21 protein-coding genes are annotated in these 18,351 nt (G+C 74.0%); 15 read left to right on the top strand and 6 right to left on the bottom strand.

The genetic code is table 11. The annotated features are described in order from the left end of the window. Nucleotides 1-867: 867 nt before the first annotated feature. The gene (locus ACZ434_RS12790) at nucleotides 868-1,392 is read right to left on the bottom strand and encodes a flavoprotein (RefSeq protein ID WP_468454802.1); all 525 of its coding nucleotides are present in this window, start codon (nucleotides 1,390-1,392) and stop codon (nucleotides 868-870) included. Between the two features lie 181 nt (nucleotides 1,393-1,573). Here ACZ434_RS12790 and ACZ434_RS12795 point away from each other — a divergent pair, with 181 nt between their 5' ends. Beyond that, a complete protein-coding gene (locus ACZ434_RS12795; protein WP_468454804.1) occupies nucleotides 1,574-2,206 on the top strand; it encodes a LysE family transporter in 633 nt (210 codons plus the stop codon). Nucleotides 2,207-2,298: 92 nt separating this feature from the next. Next, nucleotides 2,299-2,748: a nitroreductase family deazaflavin-dependent oxidoreductase gene (locus ACZ434_RS12800; protein ID WP_468454806.1), complete on the top strand. Its 450-nt coding sequence runs from the start codon at nucleotides 2,299-2,301 to the stop codon at nucleotides 2,746-2,748. A 78-nt stretch (nucleotides 2,749-2,826) separates the two neighbouring features. Here ACZ434_RS12800 and ACZ434_RS12805 read toward each other — a convergent pair whose 3' ends face one another. Continuing rightward, a complete protein-coding gene (locus tag ACZ434_RS12805; RefSeq protein WP_468454808.1) occupies nucleotides 2,827-3,756 on the bottom strand; it encodes a cation diffusion facilitator family transporter in 930 nt (309 codons plus the stop codon). Nucleotides 3,757-3,890: 134 nt separating this feature from the next. Here ACZ434_RS12805 and ACZ434_RS12810 point away from each other — a divergent pair, with 134 nt between their 5' ends. Then, nucleotides 3,891-4,916, top strand: a complete 1,026-nt coding sequence (locus ACZ434_RS12810) for a glutathione S-transferase family protein (protein ID WP_468455301.1) — start codon at nucleotides 3,891-3,893, stop codon at nucleotides 4,914-4,916. A 59-nt stretch (nucleotides 4,917-4,975) separates the two neighbouring features. After that, the gene (locus tag ACZ434_RS12815) at nucleotides 4,976-5,287 is read left to right on the top strand and encodes a DUF4235 domain-containing protein (protein ID WP_468454810.1); all 312 of its coding nucleotides are present in this window, start codon (nucleotides 4,976-4,978) and stop codon (nucleotides 5,285-5,287) included. Nucleotides 5,288-5,295: 8 nt separating this feature from the next. Here the strand turns inward: ACZ434_RS12815 and ACZ434_RS12820 are convergent, their stop codons facing one another. Then, nucleotides 5,296-5,688, bottom strand: coding sequence for a VOC family protein (locus ACZ434_RS12820; protein ID WP_468454812.1), 393 nt, complete (start codon nucleotides 5,686-5,688; stop codon nucleotides 5,296-5,298). 249 nt (nucleotides 5,689-5,937) lie between these two features. On the opposite strand from ACZ434_RS12820, the gene ACZ434_RS12825 reads away from it, so the two are divergent. The 3 genes from ACZ434_RS12825 (at nucleotide 5,938) to ACZ434_RS12835 (ending at nucleotide 7,666) form a co-directional block, all read left to right on the top strand. Continuing rightward, on the top strand, nucleotides 5,938-6,318 hold the full coding sequence (locus ACZ434_RS12825; RefSeq protein WP_468454814.1) for an anti-sigma factor antagonist: 381 nt from the start codon (nucleotides 5,938-5,940) through the stop codon (nucleotides 6,316-6,318). A gap of 149 nt (nucleotides 6,319-6,467) precedes the next feature. Then, a complete protein-coding gene (locus ACZ434_RS12830; protein WP_468454816.1) occupies nucleotides 6,468-7,130 on the top strand; it encodes a DUF4230 domain-containing protein in 663 nt (220 codons plus the stop codon). Between the two features lie 59 nt (nucleotides 7,131-7,189). Next, complete coding sequence (locus ACZ434_RS12835; protein WP_468454818.1) at nucleotides 7,190-7,666, top strand: VanZ family protein; 477 nt, start codon at nucleotides 7,190-7,192, stop codon at nucleotides 7,664-7,666. A gap of 44 nt (nucleotides 7,667-7,710) precedes the next feature. On the opposite strand, the gene ACZ434_RS12840 is transcribed toward ACZ434_RS12835, so the two are convergent. Beyond that, nucleotides 7,711-7,995: a hypothetical protein gene (locus tag ACZ434_RS12840; RefSeq protein ID WP_468454820.1), complete on the bottom strand. Its 285-nt coding sequence runs from the start codon at nucleotides 7,993-7,995 to the stop codon at nucleotides 7,711-7,713. A gap of 135 nt (nucleotides 7,996-8,130) precedes the next feature. Between ACZ434_RS12840 and ACZ434_RS12845 the strand changes: the two genes are divergently transcribed. From ACZ434_RS12845 to ACZ434_RS12875, 7 genes are all read left to right on the top strand, one after another. Further along, nucleotides 8,131-9,171, top strand: coding sequence for a PHP domain-containing protein (locus tag ACZ434_RS12845; protein WP_468454822.1), 1,041 nt, complete (start codon nucleotides 8,131-8,133; stop codon nucleotides 9,169-9,171). Nucleotides 9,172-9,208: 37 nt separating this feature from the next. Beyond that, nucleotides 9,209-9,865 (top strand): HAD family hydrolase, encoded by a 657-nt coding sequence (locus tag ACZ434_RS12850; protein WP_468454824.1) that lies wholly within the window; start codon nucleotides 9,209-9,211, stop codon nucleotides 9,863-9,865. 51 nt (nucleotides 9,866-9,916) lie between these two features. After that, entirely contained in the window at nucleotides 9,917-11,110 is a 1,194-nt protein-coding gene (locus ACZ434_RS12855; protein ID WP_468454826.1) for an FUSC family protein, read from the top strand. A gap of 331 nt (nucleotides 11,111-11,441) precedes the next feature. Continuing rightward, complete coding sequence (locus tag ACZ434_RS12860; protein WP_468454828.1) at nucleotides 11,442-12,473, top strand: SDR family oxidoreductase; 1,032 nt, start codon at nucleotides 11,442-11,444, stop codon at nucleotides 12,471-12,473. A gap of 66 nt (nucleotides 12,474-12,539) precedes the next feature. Beyond that, nucleotides 12,540-12,842 (top strand): hypothetical protein, encoded by a 303-nt coding sequence (locus ACZ434_RS12865; RefSeq protein ID WP_468454830.1) that lies wholly within the window; start codon nucleotides 12,540-12,542, stop codon nucleotides 12,840-12,842. 157 nt (nucleotides 12,843-12,999) lie between these two features. Next, nucleotides 13,000-13,488, top strand: coding sequence for an FBP domain-containing protein (locus ACZ434_RS12870; RefSeq protein WP_468454832.1), 489 nt, complete (start codon nucleotides 13,000-13,002; stop codon nucleotides 13,486-13,488). Between the two features lie 81 nt (nucleotides 13,489-13,569). Beyond that, nucleotides 13,570-14,802 carry an FUSC family protein gene (locus ACZ434_RS12875; RefSeq protein ID WP_468454834.1) on the top strand — a complete coding sequence of 411 codons (1,233 nt, stop codon included), beginning with the start codon at nucleotides 13,570-13,572 and terminating at the stop codon, nucleotides 14,800-14,802. 113 nt (nucleotides 14,803-14,915) lie between these two features. On the opposite strand, the gene ACZ434_RS12880 is transcribed toward ACZ434_RS12875, so the two are convergent. Then, a complete protein-coding gene (locus ACZ434_RS12880) occupies nucleotides 14,916-15,644 on the bottom strand; it encodes a DUF2470 domain-containing protein (protein WP_468454836.1) in 729 nt (242 codons plus the stop codon). Between the two features lie 87 nt (nucleotides 15,645-15,731). After that, a complete protein-coding gene (locus tag ACZ434_RS12885) occupies nucleotides 15,732-16,340 on the bottom strand; it encodes a TetR/AcrR family transcriptional regulator (RefSeq protein WP_468454838.1) in 609 nt (202 codons plus the stop codon). Nucleotides 16,341-16,450: 110 nt separating this feature from the next. On the opposite strand from ACZ434_RS12885, the gene ACZ434_RS12890 reads away from it, so the two are divergent. Beyond that, nucleotides 16,451-17,953 carry a cytochrome P450 gene (locus ACZ434_RS12890; protein WP_468454840.1) on the top strand — a complete coding sequence of 501 codons (1,503 nt, stop codon included), beginning with the start codon at nucleotides 16,451-16,453 and terminating at the stop codon, nucleotides 17,951-17,953. The last annotated feature ends 398 nt before the right edge of the window (nucleotides 17,954-18,351 follow it).

An 18,351-nucleotide genomic window follows, 5' to 3' on the forward strand; every position in this document is an offset into this window, starting at 1 on the left:
TCCGGACCGCCGGTGGCCGCCCCGCGCATCCCTCCGGCGGAGGCACGGGGCGACGTGCGGGGCGGGCCGGTGGGGGCGTCGTGGCACGTCCCACGGCGGCCACGGTGTCCTCGGCCGCGTGCACGAGGGGCGCCGCGCCGGTCGGGGCCCCGCGCTTCGGCGAGCGGGGACCGCCTCGGCGGGGCCGTCGCCCGGGAGCGGGAGCTGCCGAAGGCGGCCGGTGGCGTCCCGGGACGCACGGCATGCGGGCAGACGCCGGCGCCCTGACGCCGCACCGGTGCCTGCCGAACCCGGGACGGGGGCCCCGCGCTTCGGCGAGCGGGGACCGCCTCCGCGGGGCCGGGGCCGCCGCGCGGGAGCGGGAGCTGCCGAAGGCGGCCGGTGGCGTCCCGGCTCCCGGTGATCCGGCCCGGGGCGCACGGCATGCGGCAGACGCCGGCGCCCTGACGCAGCACCGGTGCCTGCCGGACCCGGGACGGGGGCCCCGCGCTTCGGCGAGCGGGGACCGCCTCGGCGGGGCCGGGGCCGCCGCCCGGGAGCGGGAGCTGCCGAAGGCGGCCGGTGGCGTCCCGGCCCCCGGTGATCCGGCCCCGGACGCACGGCATGCGGCAGACGCCGGCGCCCTGACGCCGCACCGGTGCCTGCCGGACCCGGGACGGGTGCCCCGCGCTTCGGCGAGCGGGGACCGCCTCGGCGGGGCCGGGGCCGCCGCCCGGGAGCGGGAGCTGCCGAAGGCGGCCGGTGGCGTCCCGGGACGCACGGCATGCGGCAGACGCCGGCGCCCTGACGCCGCACCGGTGCCTGCCGGACCCGGGACGCGACGGCCCACCGCGCCTCGCTGGTCCTGTCCCGCCGGGGCGGGCCGGCTCACTCCCGCCGCAGCAGGTCCAGCGCCCGTTCCCAGCCGAACTCCGGCCGTCCGCCGTTCGCTTCCGGCTCGCCCGCGTACGGGTCGCCGAAGCGCACGCCCATGCCGCGCAGCCGGGTGAGGCTGTCCCGGTAGGCGGGGTGGGCGGCCAGCGCGTCGGCCACGCACGGCAGGACGGCCATGGGCACGCCGAGTCCGGCGGCCTCGCACAGGGTGCCGAGGGCGAGGGTGTCCGCGATGCCGGCCGCCCACTTGTTGACGGTGTTGAAGGTCGCCGGGGCGACCACGACGGCGTCGGGGGCGGGGAAGGGGCGCGGCTCGCCCGGGGTGCGCCAGGCGGACCGGATCGGGCGCCCGGTCTGCGCCTCGACGGCCGCGGTGTCGAAGAAGCCGTTCATGGCGACCGGGGTCGCGATGACACCGACCTCCCAGTTCCGCTCCTGTGCGCGGCTGATCAGTTTGCTGACGTCCACGGCGACACCGGCGGCGCAGACCACGACGTAGAGGAAGGGCTTCTCGGTCACCCGGAAACCCTAACCAGCCGCCGGCCCCCGCCCGGCGAAAACCGATGGCCCGTTCCCGGGGCAGGCTCCAGGATCCTGCCATGAGCACCCGTTCACTCCCGATGCCGCCGTCCGCCACCGCGTCCGCCGCGGGCCGACGGCAGCGGTCCGGTCGCCGGGGAGGTCCGACACCGCCGCGCTCATGACGGCGGCCCTGCTCGCGGGGCTCCTCGCCGGCTTCGGCATCGCGATCCCCGTGGGCGCCGTCGGAACCTTTCTCGTCTCCCTCACCGCCCGTACCACCCTGCGCACCGGCATCTGCGCGGCCCTCGGCATCGCCACTGCCGACGGGCTGTACGCCCTGGCCGCCACGCTCGGCGGCTCGGCCCTCGCCGGGGCACTGCGGCCGGCGCTCGGCCCCCTGCGCCAGGTGTGCGTGCTGGTGCTGCCGGCGCCGGCGGCGTGGAGCGCGGTGACCGCCGTACGGCGGTACCGGAGCCACCGGCTCGCCGTGCGCGCCGAGGCCGCGCCTCCCGGTCCCGTACGGGCGTACCTGGCACTGCTGGGGATCACCCTGCTCAACCCCACCACCGTGATCTACTTCGCGGCGCTCGTGCTCGGCTCGCAGGGCGGGGAGACGGCCGGGGTCCCGGAGCGGAGCGTGTTCGTCGCGGCGGCCTTCGCCGCCTCCGCCGGCTGGCAGGTGCTGCTGGCCGGGGGCGGTGCCCTGCTGGGCCGGGCCCTGACCGGTCGCCGGGGGCGGCTGGTGACCGCGCTGGTGGCGAGCGGTGTGATGACCGTGCTCGCGCTGCGGACGGCGGTGGAACCTGGCTGAAAACACGCCCTGCTCGGATGAAGTCGGCGTGCCGAGGTGTTCCACTGGGTGATCGACTCGGCCGTGTACACGAGAACGACGGGACGGATGCCATGCCTCTGCAAGGCGAGTACGAACCCAGCCCGACAGGATGGGTGCGCGAACAGGTGGAGCTGTACGAGAGCTCGGGCGGCACACAGGGCACGACCCTGCGGCACACGGGGCAGCCCGTCATCGTGCTGACCAGCCGGGGCGCCAGGAGCGGCAAGCTGCGCAAGACCCCGGTGATGCGGGTCGAGCACGAGGGACGCTACGCGGCGGTGGCCTCGCTGGGCGGCGCGCCCAAGCACCCGGTCTGGTACCACAACCTCAAGGCCGACCCGCATGTCGAGGTCCAGGACGGGCCCGCCAAGTGGGACATGACGGCCCGTGAGGTGACCGGGGAGGAGAAGGCCGAGTGGTGGAAGCGCGCGGTCGAGGCCTTCCCTACGTACGCCGACTACCAGGAGAAGACGGACCGTGAGATCCCCGTCTTCGTGCTGGAGCGGTCCGGGCAGGGCTGACGGGAGCCGGTCCGGCGGCCGGGAGGAGATTTCTCCGCCCCGGCGTGCATGAAGCTCGGGGCGCCGGGCATTCGTGCCTCAGGCCCCGCCGCGTTCCCCCGTCGCGGCGGGGCTTTCCCATGCCTCCCGCGCCTCCGGGGAGCCCCGTTCGGTGACGTCGAGGAAGATCTGTTCCGCCTCGGGGAACGTACGGGCGATGGACCGCTTGATGCGTACGGCGACCTCCTCCACCCGCTCGCTGTCCAGTCCGGGCACCAGGTCGACGCGGGCGGCCACCAGGACGGTGTCCAGGCCGGTCTTCATGGTGAAGAGCGCCTCCACGCTGTCGATCTCCGGCTGGGCCCGCAGCAGCTCCCGGATGCGTGCGCTGGTCTCCGGGGCGGCGGCCTCGCCGATCAGCTGGTCCCGGGCCTCACGCCCGAGCCGGTAGGCGACGTAGACCAGGAGCGCGCCGATGGCGAGCGAGGCGGACGCCTCCCACACCACCTGGCCGGTGATCATGTGCAGCGCCATGCCCACCATGGCCAGGGTGACGCCCACCACCGCGGTGCCGTCCTCGGCGACCACCGTGCGCAGGGCCGGATCGCGCAGTCCGCTGCCCAGGCCGCCCTGCCGGCGCACCTGGTACAGGGCGCGCAGCAGCGAGCCGCCCTCGGCGAGCAGGGCGACGCCGAGCACGATCAGGCCGGCGACGTAGCCGCTCAGGTCCTCGTCGCGGCCGTTCCTGAGCGCCGCGACGCCCTGGTAGAACGAGAAGCAGCCGCCCATCACGAAGATTCCGACGGCCGCCAGCAGTGACCAGAAGAACCGCTCCTTTCCGTAACCGAACGGGTGGCGGCGGTCGGCGGGGCGTCTGCTGCGCCGCAGCGCGGCCAGCAGGAACACCTCGTTGAGGCTGTCGGCGACCGAGTGCGCCGCTTCCGACAGCAGCGCGGGCGAGGACGCGGCCAGCCCACCGACGGTCTTGGCCGCGGCGATCACCAGATTGGCGGCGAGTGCCACCAGCACGGTGACCCGGGTCCTGCGATCCGATCGAGTAGTCACACTCGGCCGATTGCCCCGGTCGGCCCACGCCATACCGTGCCCTCGGCGGAAAACGGGGAACGCGGTCACAGGGACATCCCGACGGCGACAAGGAGAGCATCATGGGCGACGACGGGGGCGTCGGCAACAGCGCGTACGGCAGGAAGAAGTTCAAGCGGTCGAAGGCGCATTTCGCGGACCGGATCACCGCGGACGGCCGGGACGGCCGGCCGGTGGAGGCCGGACGCTACCGGCTCGTGGTGAGCCGGGCCTGCCCGTGGGCGAGCCGGGCGCTGGTCTCGCGGCGGCTGCTGGGTCTCGAGGACGCGCTGTCCCTGGCCGTCGCCGACCCGGTGCAGGACGACCGGAGCTGGCGCTTCACCCTGGACCCGGACGGCCGTGACCCGGTGCTCGGCATCCGGTATCTGAGCGAGGCGTACGACCGGCGCGAGACGGACTACCCCGGCGGGGTGAGCGTGCCGGCGGTGGTGGACGTGCGTAGCGGGGAGCTGGTCACCAACGACTACCAGCAGATCACGCTGGACCTCGCCACCGAGTGGACGGCCCTGCACCGCGAAGGGGCCCCCGATCTGTACCCGGCGGCGCGGCGCGACGAGATCGACGCGGTCATGGAGGACGTCTTCCGGGACGTCAACAACGGCGTGTACCGGGCGGGCTTCGCCACGGACCAGGAGGAGTACGAGGCCGCGTGCACGGCCGTGTTCCGGCGGCTGGAGCTGCTGGCGGGGCGGCTGGAGCGGCAGCGGTACCTGGTCGGTGACACCCTCACCGAGGCGGACATCCGGCTGTTCACCACCCTGGTGCGGTTCGACGCGGTGTACCACGGCCACTTCAAGTGCAACCGGTGGAAGCTGACGGAGAACCGGGTGCTGTGGGGTTACGCCCGCGACCTCTACCAGACGCCCGGCTTCGGCGACACCGTGGACTTCGACCACATCAAGCGGCACTACTACCAGGTGCACACCGGTATCAACCCCTCCGGCATCGTGCCCCTGGGGCCCGACCTGTCCGGCTGGACGACGCCCCATCACCGCGAGGAGCTGGGCGGCCGGCCGTTCGGGGACGGCAGTCCGCCGGGCCCGGTACCGGCCGGCGAGGAGGTCCCGGCGCGCGGCCGGCCCTGACCGCCCGGACCGGGCGTGACCCACCGATCAGAACCACGCAACCGACCTGGGAGATCCACGTGGCGAAGAAGAGCAAGAAGGCGAAGAACAAGATGCCCCTGGCGTACAAACCCGTCGGGTTCGTACTGGGCTGGACGAGCGGCACCGTGGCGGGGATGGCCTTCCAGAAGACCTGGAAGGTGATCCGGCACGAGGACAACGCGCCGGACGCGCTGGACCGGGACCGCCGCTGGGGCGAGATCCTGCTGGCCGCGGCCATCCAGGGCGCCATCTTCGCGGTGGTGCGCAGTGCCGTGGACCGTGCGGGCGCCAAGGCGATCGAGCGCTCCACGGGCAACTGGCCGGTCCCGGACCGGGGCGGCCGCGACTGACCTCGGGCTCAGCCCTGCTTCGGTGCCGTCGGGGTGCCCCGGCGGACGGTGAAGGAATGGCCCGCCGGGTCGGCGTAGCCGCGCTCCTCGGTGGGCCCCGTGGGGTCGCCCGTCTCCATCGGGCGGCCCCCCAGGCCGACGATCCTGCGTTCCACCGCGTCCAGGTCGTCCACCACGAACTCCAGGTGGGCCTGGAGGGAGTTCTCCGGGCGGGGCCAGCTGGGCGCGGTCGCGTTGGCGTCGCGGCGCAGCGCCAGGCGGAAGCCGTCGGCGGCCCGGATCTCCACCCGGTTGGCGTTGGCATCGGCCTCGTCGGCTTGCAGCAACTCCTTGTAGAATTCGGCGAGTTTCTCGGGTTCGGCGCAGTCGAGCACCACCACACCCGTCGTCACCAGTGCCATGTCTCCTCCGGGGTCCCGGCGCGGGGCGCTGCTGCCCCGCCCTGTACGTGACACCTGTCCCGGCTCGCCGGTTTCAGTCGGCCCCCCGGCACGGAACCAGACACGAAAGAACTCGGTCGCAATGCGGAGACATATGTCATTCGAACATGCTCAAATGCACTCGACCGAAGGTAACTTGCAGGGCAGGGACCGGCGTTGAGGTCGGTCCCGTCCCCCCGCTGCACGGAGCAGGCTGGAGGCGATGGCGTCGTGCGGTACGAACCTGCACCGCTGACCCGGCATCTGCGCGTCCACCAGGACCGGGGACACACGGTGCTGGAGTTCCGCGGTGAGATCGACATCTCCGCGGCCGCGGAGATCGTCCCGCATCTGGACATGGCGACGGCCGAACCGGGCGCCCGCGTGGTGATCGACCTGACCCGGGTCGAGTTCTTCGACTGCTCGGGCCTTCGCCTGCTGTACCGGGCCCGGCAGCGGACCGCGGACGGGTCCGGGCGTCTGCGCCTGGTCTGCGTCCACCCGTTGACCCTGCGCATGCTCCGCATCACGGGCCTGTCCCGGCTGCTCCCCCCGTGGCCGACCCTGGACGCGGCGCTGGAGCAGCCCGAGTCCGCCTCCGGCCCGGCCTGACGCCCCCGCGGGCCACCGGCGGACCGTGTGCCGCCGGGCGCCCGCCGTGCGCCCCCGTGTGCTTCCGCCGCCGTCGCCGGTTCCCCGACTCGCCTGTCTGGCCCGCGAACTGAGGGGCATTCGGACTGTCAGGAAGGAGGGCCGTCGCCATGACGACTCCCGCGAAGGCAAGAACCGGTCGCGTCCCCGGGTGGGTGAAGGCGGTCGGCTCGGTGGTGCTGCTGCTGGCCGTGCTGTTCGCCGGGATCCGGCTGAGCGTGGTGCCGGGTCTGAAAGACCTGTTCGGCGCGGAGACCCGGGACCGCTCCGGGCCCGCGCTCCTGGAGTCCATCCAGGACATCAGCCGCTACGACGCCGCATCGGGCAACTTCCAGGTGGTGGTGGACCTGGAGAAGGACGCGAAGTTCCTGCCCGACGCGATCCGCGGCAGCCGCACCCTGTACGTGGGAGCGGGCACCGTCGACGCCTATGTCGACCTCGGCAAGCTGGGCGAGGACGACGTACGGGTCGACGAGGACCGTACGTCCGCCACGCTCCGGCTGCCCCACGCACGCCTGGGCACACCGGCGCTGGACCCCGGCCGTTCCTACGCCGTCTCCAAGCAGCGCGGGCTGCTCGACCGGCTCGGTGACCTCTTCTCCGACAACCCGGGCAGCGAACAGGCCGTGCAGAAGCTCGCGGTGCGGCACATCGGGGAGGCGGCGAAGGAGAGCGGACTCACCGCCCGGGCCGAGAGCAACACCACCGAGATGCTCGAAGGCCTGCTGCGCTCCCTGGGGTTCGAGAAGGTGCGGGTCAGCTACGGCGACTGACCGCGCCGGCCGGGGGTAACCGCCGTACCACTGACGGAAGTTGACGACTGGAGGATCGCATGGCCCGCGCCGCCCCACGTCCGCTCCCGCTTCCCCTGCGGCTGCTGGTGCTGCTGTGCGCCCTCGTGTTCATGGTCGTCTTCGCGGTGGTGCTGGCCCGGCTCACCCTCCAGCCCTCCCCCGCCTCCGAGGCGCTGACCCACACCAATCTGCGTCCGGGCCGCTCCCTGCGGGCCTATCTGGACCAGCCCGCGCTGCGCGACGCCGTCCGCCAGATCGGCGGCAACGTCCTGCTCGGCGTGCCCTTCGGCGTCCTCGCGCCCGTCGTCGCACCGCGCACCCGCGGATTCCTGCGGGTGCTGGTGCTGACGACGGTGGTGATGCTGCTGGTCGAGGTCGCCCAGGGCCTCCTGGTGACCGGACGCGCCTTCGACATCGACGACGTCATCCTGAACACCGGCGGGGCGCTCCTCGGCTATCTGCTCGTGGGCCGGCGCCTCAGCCGCGCGGTGCACGCCCGGAAGCCGAAGACCTGACGGACCACCGGCCGACGGCGTGCCCGCCGCCCGTCCGACCCGGGTCACCGGCGGTGTCTGTCCTCGTCCTGTGCCCGGCGGTCCTCGGCGGACCGGCGCAGGGTCCAGGTGAGTTTGTCACCGCCCACCCAGCGGACCGCGTCCGGGTCGTCCAGGTCGTGGACCGTGATCCCGAAGGCGGCGGCGGCTTGCAGCACGTCGGTGAGGGTCCTCGCCTCACCGACCACCTGTCCGTCGATCTCCACGATCCGGAAGGGCGGCGTCCCGGGCTGTACCCCGAGCACCATGATCCGCGGGTGCGACATGTACGGGCTCGCGCTTTCGGTCATGCCTCGAGGGTAGAGCGCAAACGGCACGAACGCGGGCCTCCGGGCCGCCCGGTCCCTGCGCGAGGCAGGGAACCGGCGCCGCTTCCGCCGTGCGCCGCCACCCGCGCTGGGGAACCCTGGAGCGAGGAGGTGGCGATGGAACCCGTCGAGGCGCTGGAGCGGATCGCCTTCCTGCTGGAGCGGTCCCTGGCACCGGCGTACCGCGTCCGGGCCTTCCGCACCGCGGCGCGGACGCTGTCGGAGCTGGGCGCGGACGGGGTGCGCGAGCGGGCGGCGGCCGGAACGCTCGAGGGGCTCAAGGGGGTCGGGCCGAAGACGGCGCAGGTGGCGCGCGAGGCGCTGGCCGGGGAGGTGCCCGGCTATCTGCGGAAGCTGGAGGACGAGGCGGAGCGGCAGCCGGCGGACCGCGACGGGCAGGAGCTGCGGGACCTGCTGCGGGGGGACTGCCATCTGCACTCGGACTGGTCCGACGGCGGCAGCCCGATCGAGGAGATGGGCCGCACCGCCGCGGCGCTCGGGCACGAGTGGGCGGTGCTGACGGACCACTCGCCGCGGCTGACCGTGGCGCGCGGGCTGTCGGCCGGCCGGCTGCGCGAGCAGCTGGAGGTGGTGGCGGAGCTCAACGAGAGCTGGGCGCCGTTCCGGCTGCTGACCGGGATCGAGTGCGACATCCTCGAGGACGGCTCCCTCGACCAGGAGCCGGAGCTGCTGGAGCGGCTGGACGTCGTGGTGGTGTCAGTGCACTCCAAGCTGCGGATGGACGCGCGGTCGATGACCCGCCGCATGGTGGCGGCCGTGCGCGATCCGCACTCCGACGTCCTCGGGCACTGCACCGGCCGGCTGCTGTCCGGACGCGGCCGGCCCGAGTCGGAGTTCGACGCCGAGGAGGTGTTCGCGGCGTGCGCCGAGACCGGTACCGCCCTGGAGATCAACAGCCGTCCGGAGCGGCTCGATCCGCCGCGCCGGCTGCTGCGCCGGGCGGTCGCGGCGGGCGTGCTGTTCTCCGTGGACACCGACGCGCACGCGCCGGGCCAGCTGGACTGGCAGATCCTCGGGTGCGCCCGGGCGCAGGAGTGCGGGGTGCCGCCGGAACGGGTGGTGACCACCTGGTCCCTGGAGGAGCTGCTGGCGTGGACCCGTGAGCGGAGGACACCCTCCGGAGTGGCGGGCGGCTGAGGTGGTACCCGTCACCGCCCCCGAGGAAGGATCACGTATGGAACGGGCGGCCGTGTTCGATGTCGACGGCACTCTGGTCGACACCAACCACCTGTATGTGACGGCCTGGTGGGAGGCGTTGCGGCAGGCCGGCCACCGGGTGCCGATGCACGCCGTCCACCGGGCCGTGGGGCTGCCCTCCTCCGCTCTGGTCGCGCGGCTGCTGGGCGAGGACCGGGACGCCGGGCGCGACGAGGAGCTGAGCGCCGCGCACAAGGCGCTGTACGGGCAGTACTTCGAGCGGCTGCCCGCGCTGCCGGACGCCGGCCGGCTGCTGAAGCGGCTGCACCGCGACGGCTGGACGGTGGTGCTCGCCACCTCCGCCGACGGTGCGGAGCTGAGCGCGCTGCGCCGGGCGATCGACGCCGACGAGGCGATCGCGGCGACGGCGAGCGCCGACGACGTCGAGGAGGGCAAGCCCTCCCCTGAGCCCGTCGAGCACGCCCTGGAGCTGGCCGGGGTGCCGGCCGAGCGGGCGGTGTTCGTCGGTGACACGGTGTGGGACATGCGGGCGGGCAGCCGCGCCGGGGTGCGCTGCGTGGCCGTCCTGTGCGGCGGTATCCCGCGGGCCGACCTGGAGGAGGCCGGCGCGGACGCCGTCTACGACGGTCCGGCCCATCTCCTGGCGTCCCTGGCGGACAGTCCCCTGGCATGAAACGCCCTGCGGACGGGATACCCGCCGGGCATGGTGCGGACGTGGGAAGCGATGTCGCGGAGTGAGGCCGGCGGGCGCGTCGCGGCGCTGACGCGGGTGCGGGAGGCGGTGCGCCGGGACGCGGGGTCCGTCGCACGGGCGGCGCGGGCCGCCTGGCGGGGACCCGGGCGGGAGCGGGACCTGCTCGTCCAGTCGCTGAAGGCGGCCGCGGCGGCCCTGGTGGCCTGGCTGCTGGCGCAGGTGTGGCTCGGCGACCCGATGGCCCTGATGGCGCCCTGGGTGGCGCTGGTGCTGGTGCAGGCCACCGTCTACAGCTCGGTCCTCCAGGGCACCCGGCAGTTCGCCGCGATCTGTGTGGGCGCCCTGGTGGCCTCGGGGGCGCAGGCGGTCACCGGGGACACGACGGGCGCCCTGGCGCTGTCCGTGCCGGTGCTGATGCTGCTGTCGAACTGGCCGCGCTTCGGGGACCAGGGCATCTACGCCGCCACCACGGCGGTGTTCACCGTCGCCACGGGGACGGTGAGCGCGACCGCCGTCGGGCACCGGCTGGGACAGGCGGCGCTCGGCGCGGTCATCGGGATCGCCGTGAACGCGCTGGTCCTGCCGCCCATCCACCTGCGGGACGTACGGGAGAACCTGGCGGCGCTGGCCCGGGAGGCGGGCGATGTGCTGCACACCGTCGCCGGGGACCTGCGCGAGGGCGAGTGGGACGGGCAGACGGCCGTCGGCTGGGTGGGGGCGTCCGTACGGCTTCAGGACCGTCTGGAGGCGTTGCGCTCGGCGCGCGGCTGGAGCGCCGAGAGTCTGCGGCTGACCTCGGGCGTCCTGCGCGCGCTGCACCGGGCGCCGGGGAGGGCAGCCCTGCCGCCTCCGGAGGAGGACGAGCGGTTCGGCAGGATCACCGGGCATGTCACGGCGCTGACCCGCTCGCTGGCGGTGGCCGCGGACGAGGAGCGCACGCCCGCCGTGCCCGACGCGCCGGTGCTGCGCTGTTACGCCGAGCTGCTGGAGCTGCTCGGTGAGAGCTGCCGGGCCGAGGCCGACTGGCTGGTGGGCGGCGAGCAGGCGGACCCGTTGCTCGACGAACGGACGGAGGCGGTGATGCGGGAGCTGCACGAGAGGCTGCAGGAAGGACTGCGCAAGGAGGCGGGGCAGGGGGCCGCGCGGACGGCCGTCCTGGGCACGCTGCTGCTCCAGGCGGAGAACCTCTGGGCCGAGCTCGACGGCGGGCAGCGGGCCCGGTGACGCACCTCACTCCGGTGTGCGGCCGGACCCGGAACACTCCGGGGCGGTCCGCCGTTGAACAGGACGTGGGTGCGGATGGGACAGTGTCCCCGGGCCTCACCATTCGCCCACAGGGACGATCGTTCGGCTGAAGCCCTGTGGAGCCTTTCGCCGAGAGGCGACCGCCATCCGTGCCCACCCTCTGTCCGCCCCGACCGTGATTCCCCCGTCGCGGTCGGGGCTCCTTTCTTTGTCACCGCCCGCCCCGCGGCCCGCCTCGCGGGCGTGCAGGCCCGCGCCCGGGGGGTACCCGGCCGGTTCCAGGAAGGCGTACGGCCGAGAGGAGCGGAAGGTGAGCAGCGCAGCGGGCCTGAGGGTCGTGGTCACGGGTGCCACCGGCAATGCCGGGACCAGTGTGGTGCGGGCCCTCTCGGCGGAACCGGAGGTGGCGTCCGTACGGGGTCTGGCCCGGCGGGTGCCCGAGTGGTCGCCGCCGAAGACCGAGTGGTCGGCGGTGGACGTGGCCTCGGACCGGTTCGATCTCGTGGCGGAGTTCGCCGGCGCCGACGCGGTGATCCACCTGGCCTGGGCGTTCCAGCCGACGCACGATCCGGCGACCACCTGGCGCACCAATGTGCTCGGCGGCATCCGGGTGTTCGACGCGGTGGCCGAGGCGGGGGTGCCGGCGCTGGTGCACGCCTCGTCCGTCGGGGCGTACTCGCCGGGCCCGAAGGACCGGGCGGTGGACGAGTCGTGGCCGACGCACGGCTGGCCGGACGCCGCGTACTGCCGGGAGAAGGCGTATCTGGAGCGGACCCTGGACACGTTCGAGCGGGATCATCCGGGCATCCGGGTGGTACGGATGCGGCCCGCGTTCCTCTTCAAGCGGGAGTCGGCGAGCGAGCAGCGCCGCATCTTCGGCGGGCGTTTCCTGCCGGGGCCGGTGGCACGGCCCGATCTGCTGCCCTTCCTGCCCGACATCCCGGGGCTGCGGGTACAGGCCCTGCACACCGACGACGCGGCCGACGCCTATCGGCTGGCGGTGCTCTCGGCCGAGGCCCGGGGTGCCTTCAATCTCGCCGCGGAGCCGGCCCTCGACGCCGAGCTGCTCGGGGAGATGCTCGGCACCCGCCGGGTGCGGCTGCCGCGGACCGCGGCCCGGTCGGCGGTCGCCGCCGCGTGGGGGCTGCGCCTGCTGCCCGCCTCCCCGCATCTGTTCGACGCCGTGCTGAGGCTGCCGCTGATGGACTGCACGCGCGCGCGGGCGGAACTCGGCTGGCAGCCGGCGCGCACGGCGACGCAGGTGGTGGAGGAGTTCCTGCTGGGCCTGCGGCAGGGCGCGGGGGACGCGACGGAGCCGCTGCGCGGGCGCAAGGTGGGCTGAGTGCCGTTTCGCGGGTGCTCACGGAGGTACCCGCGAGGGCTCGTACATCGATGGAGGGAGAGGGCCGTGACCGACCACCGCCTCGAAGGGCCCGGCGAGAACGGCGCCGGTGTCCCCCGCGACCTGCCCGACCAGCAGGCCGGTCCCGGTGAGGACCCCTGGGACGTCGCCCCGGCCGCCGCGGAACGGGAGAGCGAGAAGAAGGCAGGCCGGCGGCCGAAGGAGCCGGACGACGACGGGGCCGGGGACGAGAGCGGGACCGGGCCCGACGTCCCCGACACGGACGAGGCCGGAACGGGACGCCGGGGCACCCCGCAGTCGGCGTCCGGCAACCCCGAGGACCCGGTACCGGACGAGCCCACGGGGTGACCCCGGGGCCGGGCCACGGCCGCTTCCCCGGGCGAGCCGGGAAATTCACTGGCTCGCCCGTCCGCCCCGTCCCTACCCTGATCCGGAAGCCGGGACCGCCTGGTTTCGATGATCACGTACGGCATTTCGCACAGCACACGCCAGGAGACGGCCCCCCATGAGAGCGCTCACGGAGCAGGACATCCGCACCTCGTTCATCAACTGCTCCAAGGGTGAGGCCAAGCGGCTGACCGTGCCGCGGGACCTGGAGACGCGCCCCTGGGACGACCTGGACTTCCTGGGCTGGCGCGACCCGGGGGCACCGGACCGCAGCTTCCTCGTCGTGGAGCGCGGGGACCGTCCCGTCGGGGTGGCCCTGCGGTTCCAGCCCGCGCAGCGGGGATTCCTGCACCGCAGCATGTGCTCCCTGTGCCTGACGACGCATCCGCGCGGCGGTGTCTCCCTGATGACGGCCCGCAGGGCGGGCACGGCCGGACGCGAGGGCAACTCGGTCGGCGCCTACATGTGCACCGATCTGGCCTGCTCCCTCTATCTGCGCGGCAAGAAGGTCCCGGAGACCGGGGCGCGCTTCGAGGAGAGCCTCACCCTGGACGAGCAGATCGAGCGCACGCTGCGCAACCTGTTCGCCTTCCTGGACAAGCTGTAGCTCCCGCCCGCGTGTCCGCCGAGGGACTGCCGTAGCGGCTGAACACGTTCGATGCGTCCGGGGAAGGGGAACCGTCCCGAGATGCAAGTCGTACGTGAGATGACCGAGCCGGCCGTTCAGTTCGTCAAGCGACGCCGGGACCCGGTGGTCGTGCAGACGGTGCGGTCGGCGGCGGCGGCCACGGTCGCCTACGTCATCGCCGTGCGGCTCAGTCCGGAGGCCGCACCGCTCACCGCGCCCCTGACCGCGCTGCTCGTCGTCCAGGTCACCCTGTACTCCACGCTCACCACCGGGCTGCGCCGGGTGAACGCCGTGGTCACCGGAGTGGTCCTGGCGATCCTCTTCAGCCTGTTGGTCGGTCTGACCTGGTGGAGTCTGGCGCTGCTCCTTCTGTCGTCGCTGACCGTCGGCCATCTGGTGCGGGTGCACGAGTTCGTCCCCGAGGTGGCGATCAGCGCGATGCTGGTGCTCGGGGTGACCACCCACGGGGACACCGCCTGGGCCCGGATCGTGGAGACGCTGATCGGCGCGGTCGTCGGGATGGCGTTCAACCTGCTGCTGGCCCCGCCGGTGTGGGTGGAGGAGGCCGGCGAGTCGATCGAGGAGCTGGCCCGGCGGGTGCGGCAGCTGATGCTGCGGATCGGGGAGGAGGCGGCCGAGGGCCCGCCCTCCTCGCGCGCGGCGGCCCGGCTGCACGAGGCCCGCCGGCTGGACCACGACATCTACGAGGTGGACGCGGACCTCCGGCAGGCGGAGGACAGCCTGCGGCTCAATCCGCGCGTCCGGGAGGGGCTGCTGCACCGGATCGTGCTGCGCACCGGCCTGGACACGCTGGAGATCTGCACGGTGGTGCTGCGGGTGCTGGCCCGCACCCTCACCGACCTGTCCAAGGAACGCGGGCCCGGCCGGCTGTTCGCGCCGGAGACGGGCGCCGTTTTCGAGCAGCTGCTGTCCGAGATCGCCGATGCCGTGGTCAGCTTCGCGGTGCTGGTGACCACGAGCGTGAGCGCCAGCGCGGAGTCGGCGGAGGAACGGCTCACCTCCCAGCTGCGGCAGGCGGCGGCCACGCGGGACAGGCTGGCCCAGTTGCTCTTCGCGGAGGCCCGGCGCGACGCACGCCAGTGGCAGCTGCTGGGCGCGGTGCTCACCGAGGTCAACCGCATCCTCGACGAGATGGACACCGAGCACCGCACGCGCCGGCTGTTCGAGGAACTGGACCGGCACTCGCAGGAGCAGCGCGAGCGGCTGCCGCGGCTCACCCGGCTGCGGGACCGGCTGCGCCGGGGGCGCCCCGGTGCCTCCGCTCGTTCCTGAACGGCCGCACCCGGCGCGCGGTGCGGCGTGGCGGCGCCCTCCGTCCGTCCGCGGCGCGTGCCGGGCGGGTCAGGGCAGCGGTGAACCGCGGTCCGGGGGTGACGCCGTTCGTCTCACCGGTCGCCGTCCGTGCGCTGCCGCTGCAGCGGGCGGGGGCAGGACGCGGCGGCGGCCTGGGAGAGCAGTACGTGCATGCGTTCGGTGAGTGCGGCGACGTCGTCGGCGGGCGCGTGGAACGGCAGCCGTACGTCGCCGCCCGTGCGGACGCGTTCGATGCGCAGGGTCAGTCCGTGCCGGTCCACGGCGAGCGGCTGGACGCGGACCGCGCCGTGCAGGCTGCCCATGTCGACCAGGCGGGTGAGCCGTTCGACCGCGTCGCCGTGGCAGTCGGCGAGGTGGGTCAGCAGCCGGGCCTCGGCGGTGGCGAGCGGGTCGGGCGCGGCGGTGGCGAATTCGTCGAGGTCGACGAGGACGGCGCCGGACTGCTGCCGGAGCACCACGCGCGTCGGCTGGAAGGCGAGCCGGCCGTCCTGGACGGAGAACCAGCCGGCGAGCCACAGCCGGGCGCGGATACGGTTGCGCACGGGGACGGGGGCGACGTCGGCGAACTCCAGCACGGCGGACGGCTCGCCGCGCGGCGCGCAGATCGCGGCGGCGAGCAGCGCGCTGTCCTCGGGCACCTCCAGCAGCACCCGTCCGTCGTCGGTGACGCTGTGCGCGCCGACGAACTCCTCGCGGGCGCCCTCCGCGGTCACCGCGCAGGACCATGCGGCGGCGAGCACCGAGCGGGCCCGCTCCGCCGCGCCCGGCGCGGCCGTCCAGCTGTGCGTGTCGTCACCCATCCCGAACCTCCTCTTAGGTAAGCCTTGCCTAACCTATCGAAGATCAGGGGGTGCGCCAACCGTCTGGCGTGATCTTTACGAGACCTTTCAGGACGTGAGCACACCGAGCAGGGCGCGCGCACACAGGTCGCGCACCTGCTCACGGTCCAGGTCCGCGCCGCGCAGCCACTCCAGGCAGACCGCGGTGGTGAAGGCCAGCCAGCCGCGCACCGCGAGCCGGGTGTCCGGACGGGACTCGAAGACCGGACCGAACTCGGGATCCGCCGCGAGCGCCGCCAGGATCTGCTGCTCCTGCGCGGCCAGCGCCCGCCGGTAGACCCGGCGCACGGCCTGGTCCCCCGCCGCGTCGGCACGGTGGAAGGCGCGGTAGCCGTGGGCATGGGTCTCGACGTACTTCAGATACGCGTCGAGACCCGCGGTGAGCTGCTCGCGCACCGGGACGCCCGGGACCGCCGCCGTCATCCGGAGCATCCGTCCGCTCTCCCGCTCCACCACCGCGGCGAAGAAGTCCCGCTTGTTCGGGAAGTAGTGGTAGAGCAGCCCTCGGGAGACCCCGGCGATCCCGGCGACCTGCTCGATCCACACGTCGTCGTAAGGGCTCTCGGAGAACAGCCGCGCCCCGACCGACAGAAGCTGCTCCCTGCGCTCCTCGGTACTGAGCCGGCGGCGGGCGCGCCCGCCCTGGTTCACGGCCATCCCCGCACCTTACTTGACGCCGGTTCAACAACCGGACCAGACTGAGGCCGCGTTATTGAACTCGCGTACAACAGGTCGCACTCGCTCGCCGGGTCGAAGGAGATCGCGTCATGGCGGAGACGACGACACGGACGGGGCTGCCGAAGGGGTTCCGCAGCGCGGAGCAGGGCTGGCCGGCGCTGCACCGCATACCCCACCCGCCCTACCGCCTGCCGCTGGTCGGCGACATCGTCGGGGCGAGCAGGCACACGCCCCTGCAGGACTCGCTGAAGTACGCCCGCACGCTCGGCCCGATCTTCCGCCGGAACGCCTTCGGCAAGGAGTTCGTGTTCACCTGGGGCGCCGGGCTGGTGGCCGAACTGGCCGACGAGTCGCGGTTCGCCAAGCACGTGGGGCTGGGCGTGGCCAATCTGCGGCCGGTGGCGGGCGACGGGCTGTTCACCGCGTACAACCACGAGCCGAACTGGCAGTTGGCGCACGACGTGCTGGCCCCAGGGTTCAGCCGCGAGGCCATGGCCGGGTACCACCCGATGATGCTGGCCGTGGCGGAGCGGCTCACGGAGCACTGGGACCGCGCGGCGGCCGCGGGCCGGTCGGTGGACGTGCCCGGGGACATGACGAAGCTGACGCTGGAGACGATCGCGAGGACCGGCTTCGGGCACGACTTCGGGTCCTTCGAACGGGCACGCCCGCACCCGTTCGTCACGGCGATGGTCGGCACGCTCACCTACGCCCAGCGGCTGAACAGCGTTCCCGCGCCGCTGACTCCGCTGCTGCTGCGCCGCGCGAGCCGCCGGAACGCGGCCGACATCCAGCGGCTCAACCGCATCGTCGACGAGGTGGTCCGGGAGCGGCGGGCGGACGGAGGCGGGGGCGGGGGCGGCGACCTGCTGGACCGGATGCTGGACACCGCGCACCCGGAGACCGGGGAGCGGCTGTCGGCGGAGAACGTCCGGCGGCAGGTCATCACCTTCCTGGTCGCCGGTCACGAGACCACCTCGGGCGCGCTGTCGTTCGCGCTGCACTACCTGTCCCGTGAGCCCGAGATCGCGGCCCGGGCCCGCGCGGAGGTGGACCGGGTCTGGGGCGACACGGCGGCTCCCGGCTACGAGCAGGTCGCCAAGCTGCGCTACGTGCGCCGGGTGCTGGACGAGTCGCTGCGGCTGTGGCCGACGGCGCCGGCCTTCGCGCGGGAGGCGACGCGGGACACGGTACTGGCGGGGGAGCATCCGATGCGGCGGGGGGCGTGGACGCTGGTGCTGACGCCGATGCTGCACCGGGACCCGGAGGTGTGGGGGGCGGACGCCGGGCGGTTCGATCCGGATCGCTTCGACGCGCGGGCGGTGCGGGCTCGGCCGCCGCACGTGTTCAAGCCGTTCGGGACGGGGGCGCGGGCGTGCATCGGGCGGCAGTTCGCGTTGCACGAGGCGACGTTGGTGCTGGGGCTGCTGCTGCGGCGGTACGAACTGCGTCCCGACCCGGCGTACCGGCTGCGGGTGACCGAGCGGCTGACTCTGATGCCGGAGGGGTTGCGGCTGCGGCCGGAGCGGCGGGGTGTGGCGGGTGTGGGCGTGGGCGGGCAGGCTGATCCGGCGGGGGACGAGTCCGGCTGAGGTGCGCCGGTGGTGGGGGGCGGGGTGGGGTGCTCCGCGTTGGGTGGGCGGAAGGCGTTCTACGCAGCCCGGCGCCGGCGGGGTGCCGTCGCGCCCCACCCGTGCCGCCCTGGGGGTACCCCCTCTGGGGGAGGCACGCCTGCCCGCGGAAGCGGGGCGGCTGCCCGCGGGAGCGGCACGGCCTCGCGCGAGAGCGACACGGCTGCCCGCGGGATCGGGGCAGGCCCCGCGGGGGCGACGCGAGCCCCGCGGGAGCGGCACGGCTGCCCGCGCAAACGGCGCGAACCCCGCGGGAGCAGCGCGGCCTCGCGCGAGAGCGACACGGCTGCCCGCGGGATCGGGGCAGGCCCCGCGGGGGCGACGCGAGCCCCGCGGGAGCGGCACGGCTGCCCGCGCAA

The organism is Streptomyces sp. NPDC030893, assembly GCF_055571535.1.

What these genes read in the sequence shown, in the direction of transcription:
- ACZ434_RS12795 (WP_468454804.1), top strand. Translation starts at nt 1,574, where the DNA reads ATGACGGCGGCCCTGCTCGCGGGGCTCCTCGCCGGCTTCGGCATCGCG.
- ACZ434_RS12800 (WP_468454806.1), top strand. Translation starts at nt 2,299, where the DNA reads ATGCCTCTGCAAGGCGAGTACGAACCCAGCCCGACAGGATGGGTGCGC.
- ACZ434_RS12820 (WP_468454812.1), bottom strand. Translation starts at nt 5,688, where the DNA reads ATGGCACTGGTGACGACGGGTGTGGTGGTGCTCGACTGCGCCGAACCC.
- ACZ434_RS12830 (WP_468454816.1), top strand. Translation starts at nt 6,468, where the DNA reads ATGACGACTCCCGCGAAGGCAAGAACCGGTCGCGTCCCCGGGTGGGTG.
- ACZ434_RS12835 (WP_468454818.1), top strand. Translation starts at nt 7,190, where the DNA reads ATGGCCCGCGCCGCCCCACGTCCGCTCCCGCTTCCCCTGCGGCTGCTG.
- ACZ434_RS12840 (WP_468454820.1), bottom strand. Translation starts at nt 7,995, where the DNA reads ATGACCGAAAGCGCGAGCCCGTACATGTCGCACCCGCGGATCATGGTG.
- ACZ434_RS12845 (WP_468454822.1), top strand. Translation starts at nt 8,131, where the DNA reads ATGGAACCCGTCGAGGCGCTGGAGCGGATCGCCTTCCTGCTGGAGCGG.
- ACZ434_RS12850 (WP_468454824.1), top strand. Translation starts at nt 9,209, where the DNA reads ATGGAACGGGCGGCCGTGTTCGATGTCGACGGCACTCTGGTCGACACC.
- ACZ434_RS12855 (WP_468454826.1), top strand. Translation starts at nt 9,917, where the DNA reads ATGTCGCGGAGTGAGGCCGGCGGGCGCGTCGCGGCGCTGACGCGGGTG.
- ACZ434_RS12870 (WP_468454832.1), top strand. Translation starts at nt 13,000, where the DNA reads ATGAGAGCGCTCACGGAGCAGGACATCCGCACCTCGTTCATCAACTGC.
- ACZ434_RS12875 (WP_468454834.1), top strand. Translation starts at nt 13,570, where the DNA reads ATGCAAGTCGTACGTGAGATGACCGAGCCGGCCGTTCAGTTCGTCAAG.
- ACZ434_RS12880 (WP_468454836.1), bottom strand. Translation starts at nt 15,644, where the DNA reads ATGGGTGACGACACGCACAGCTGGACGGCCGCGCCGGGCGCGGCGGAG.
- ACZ434_RS12885 (WP_468454838.1), bottom strand. Translation starts at nt 16,340, where the DNA reads ATGGCCGTGAACCAGGGCGGGCGCGCCCGCCGCCGGCTCAGTACCGAG.
- ACZ434_RS12890 (WP_468454840.1), top strand. Translation starts at nt 16,451, where the DNA reads ATGGCGGAGACGACGACACGGACGGGGCTGCCGAAGGGGTTCCGCAGC.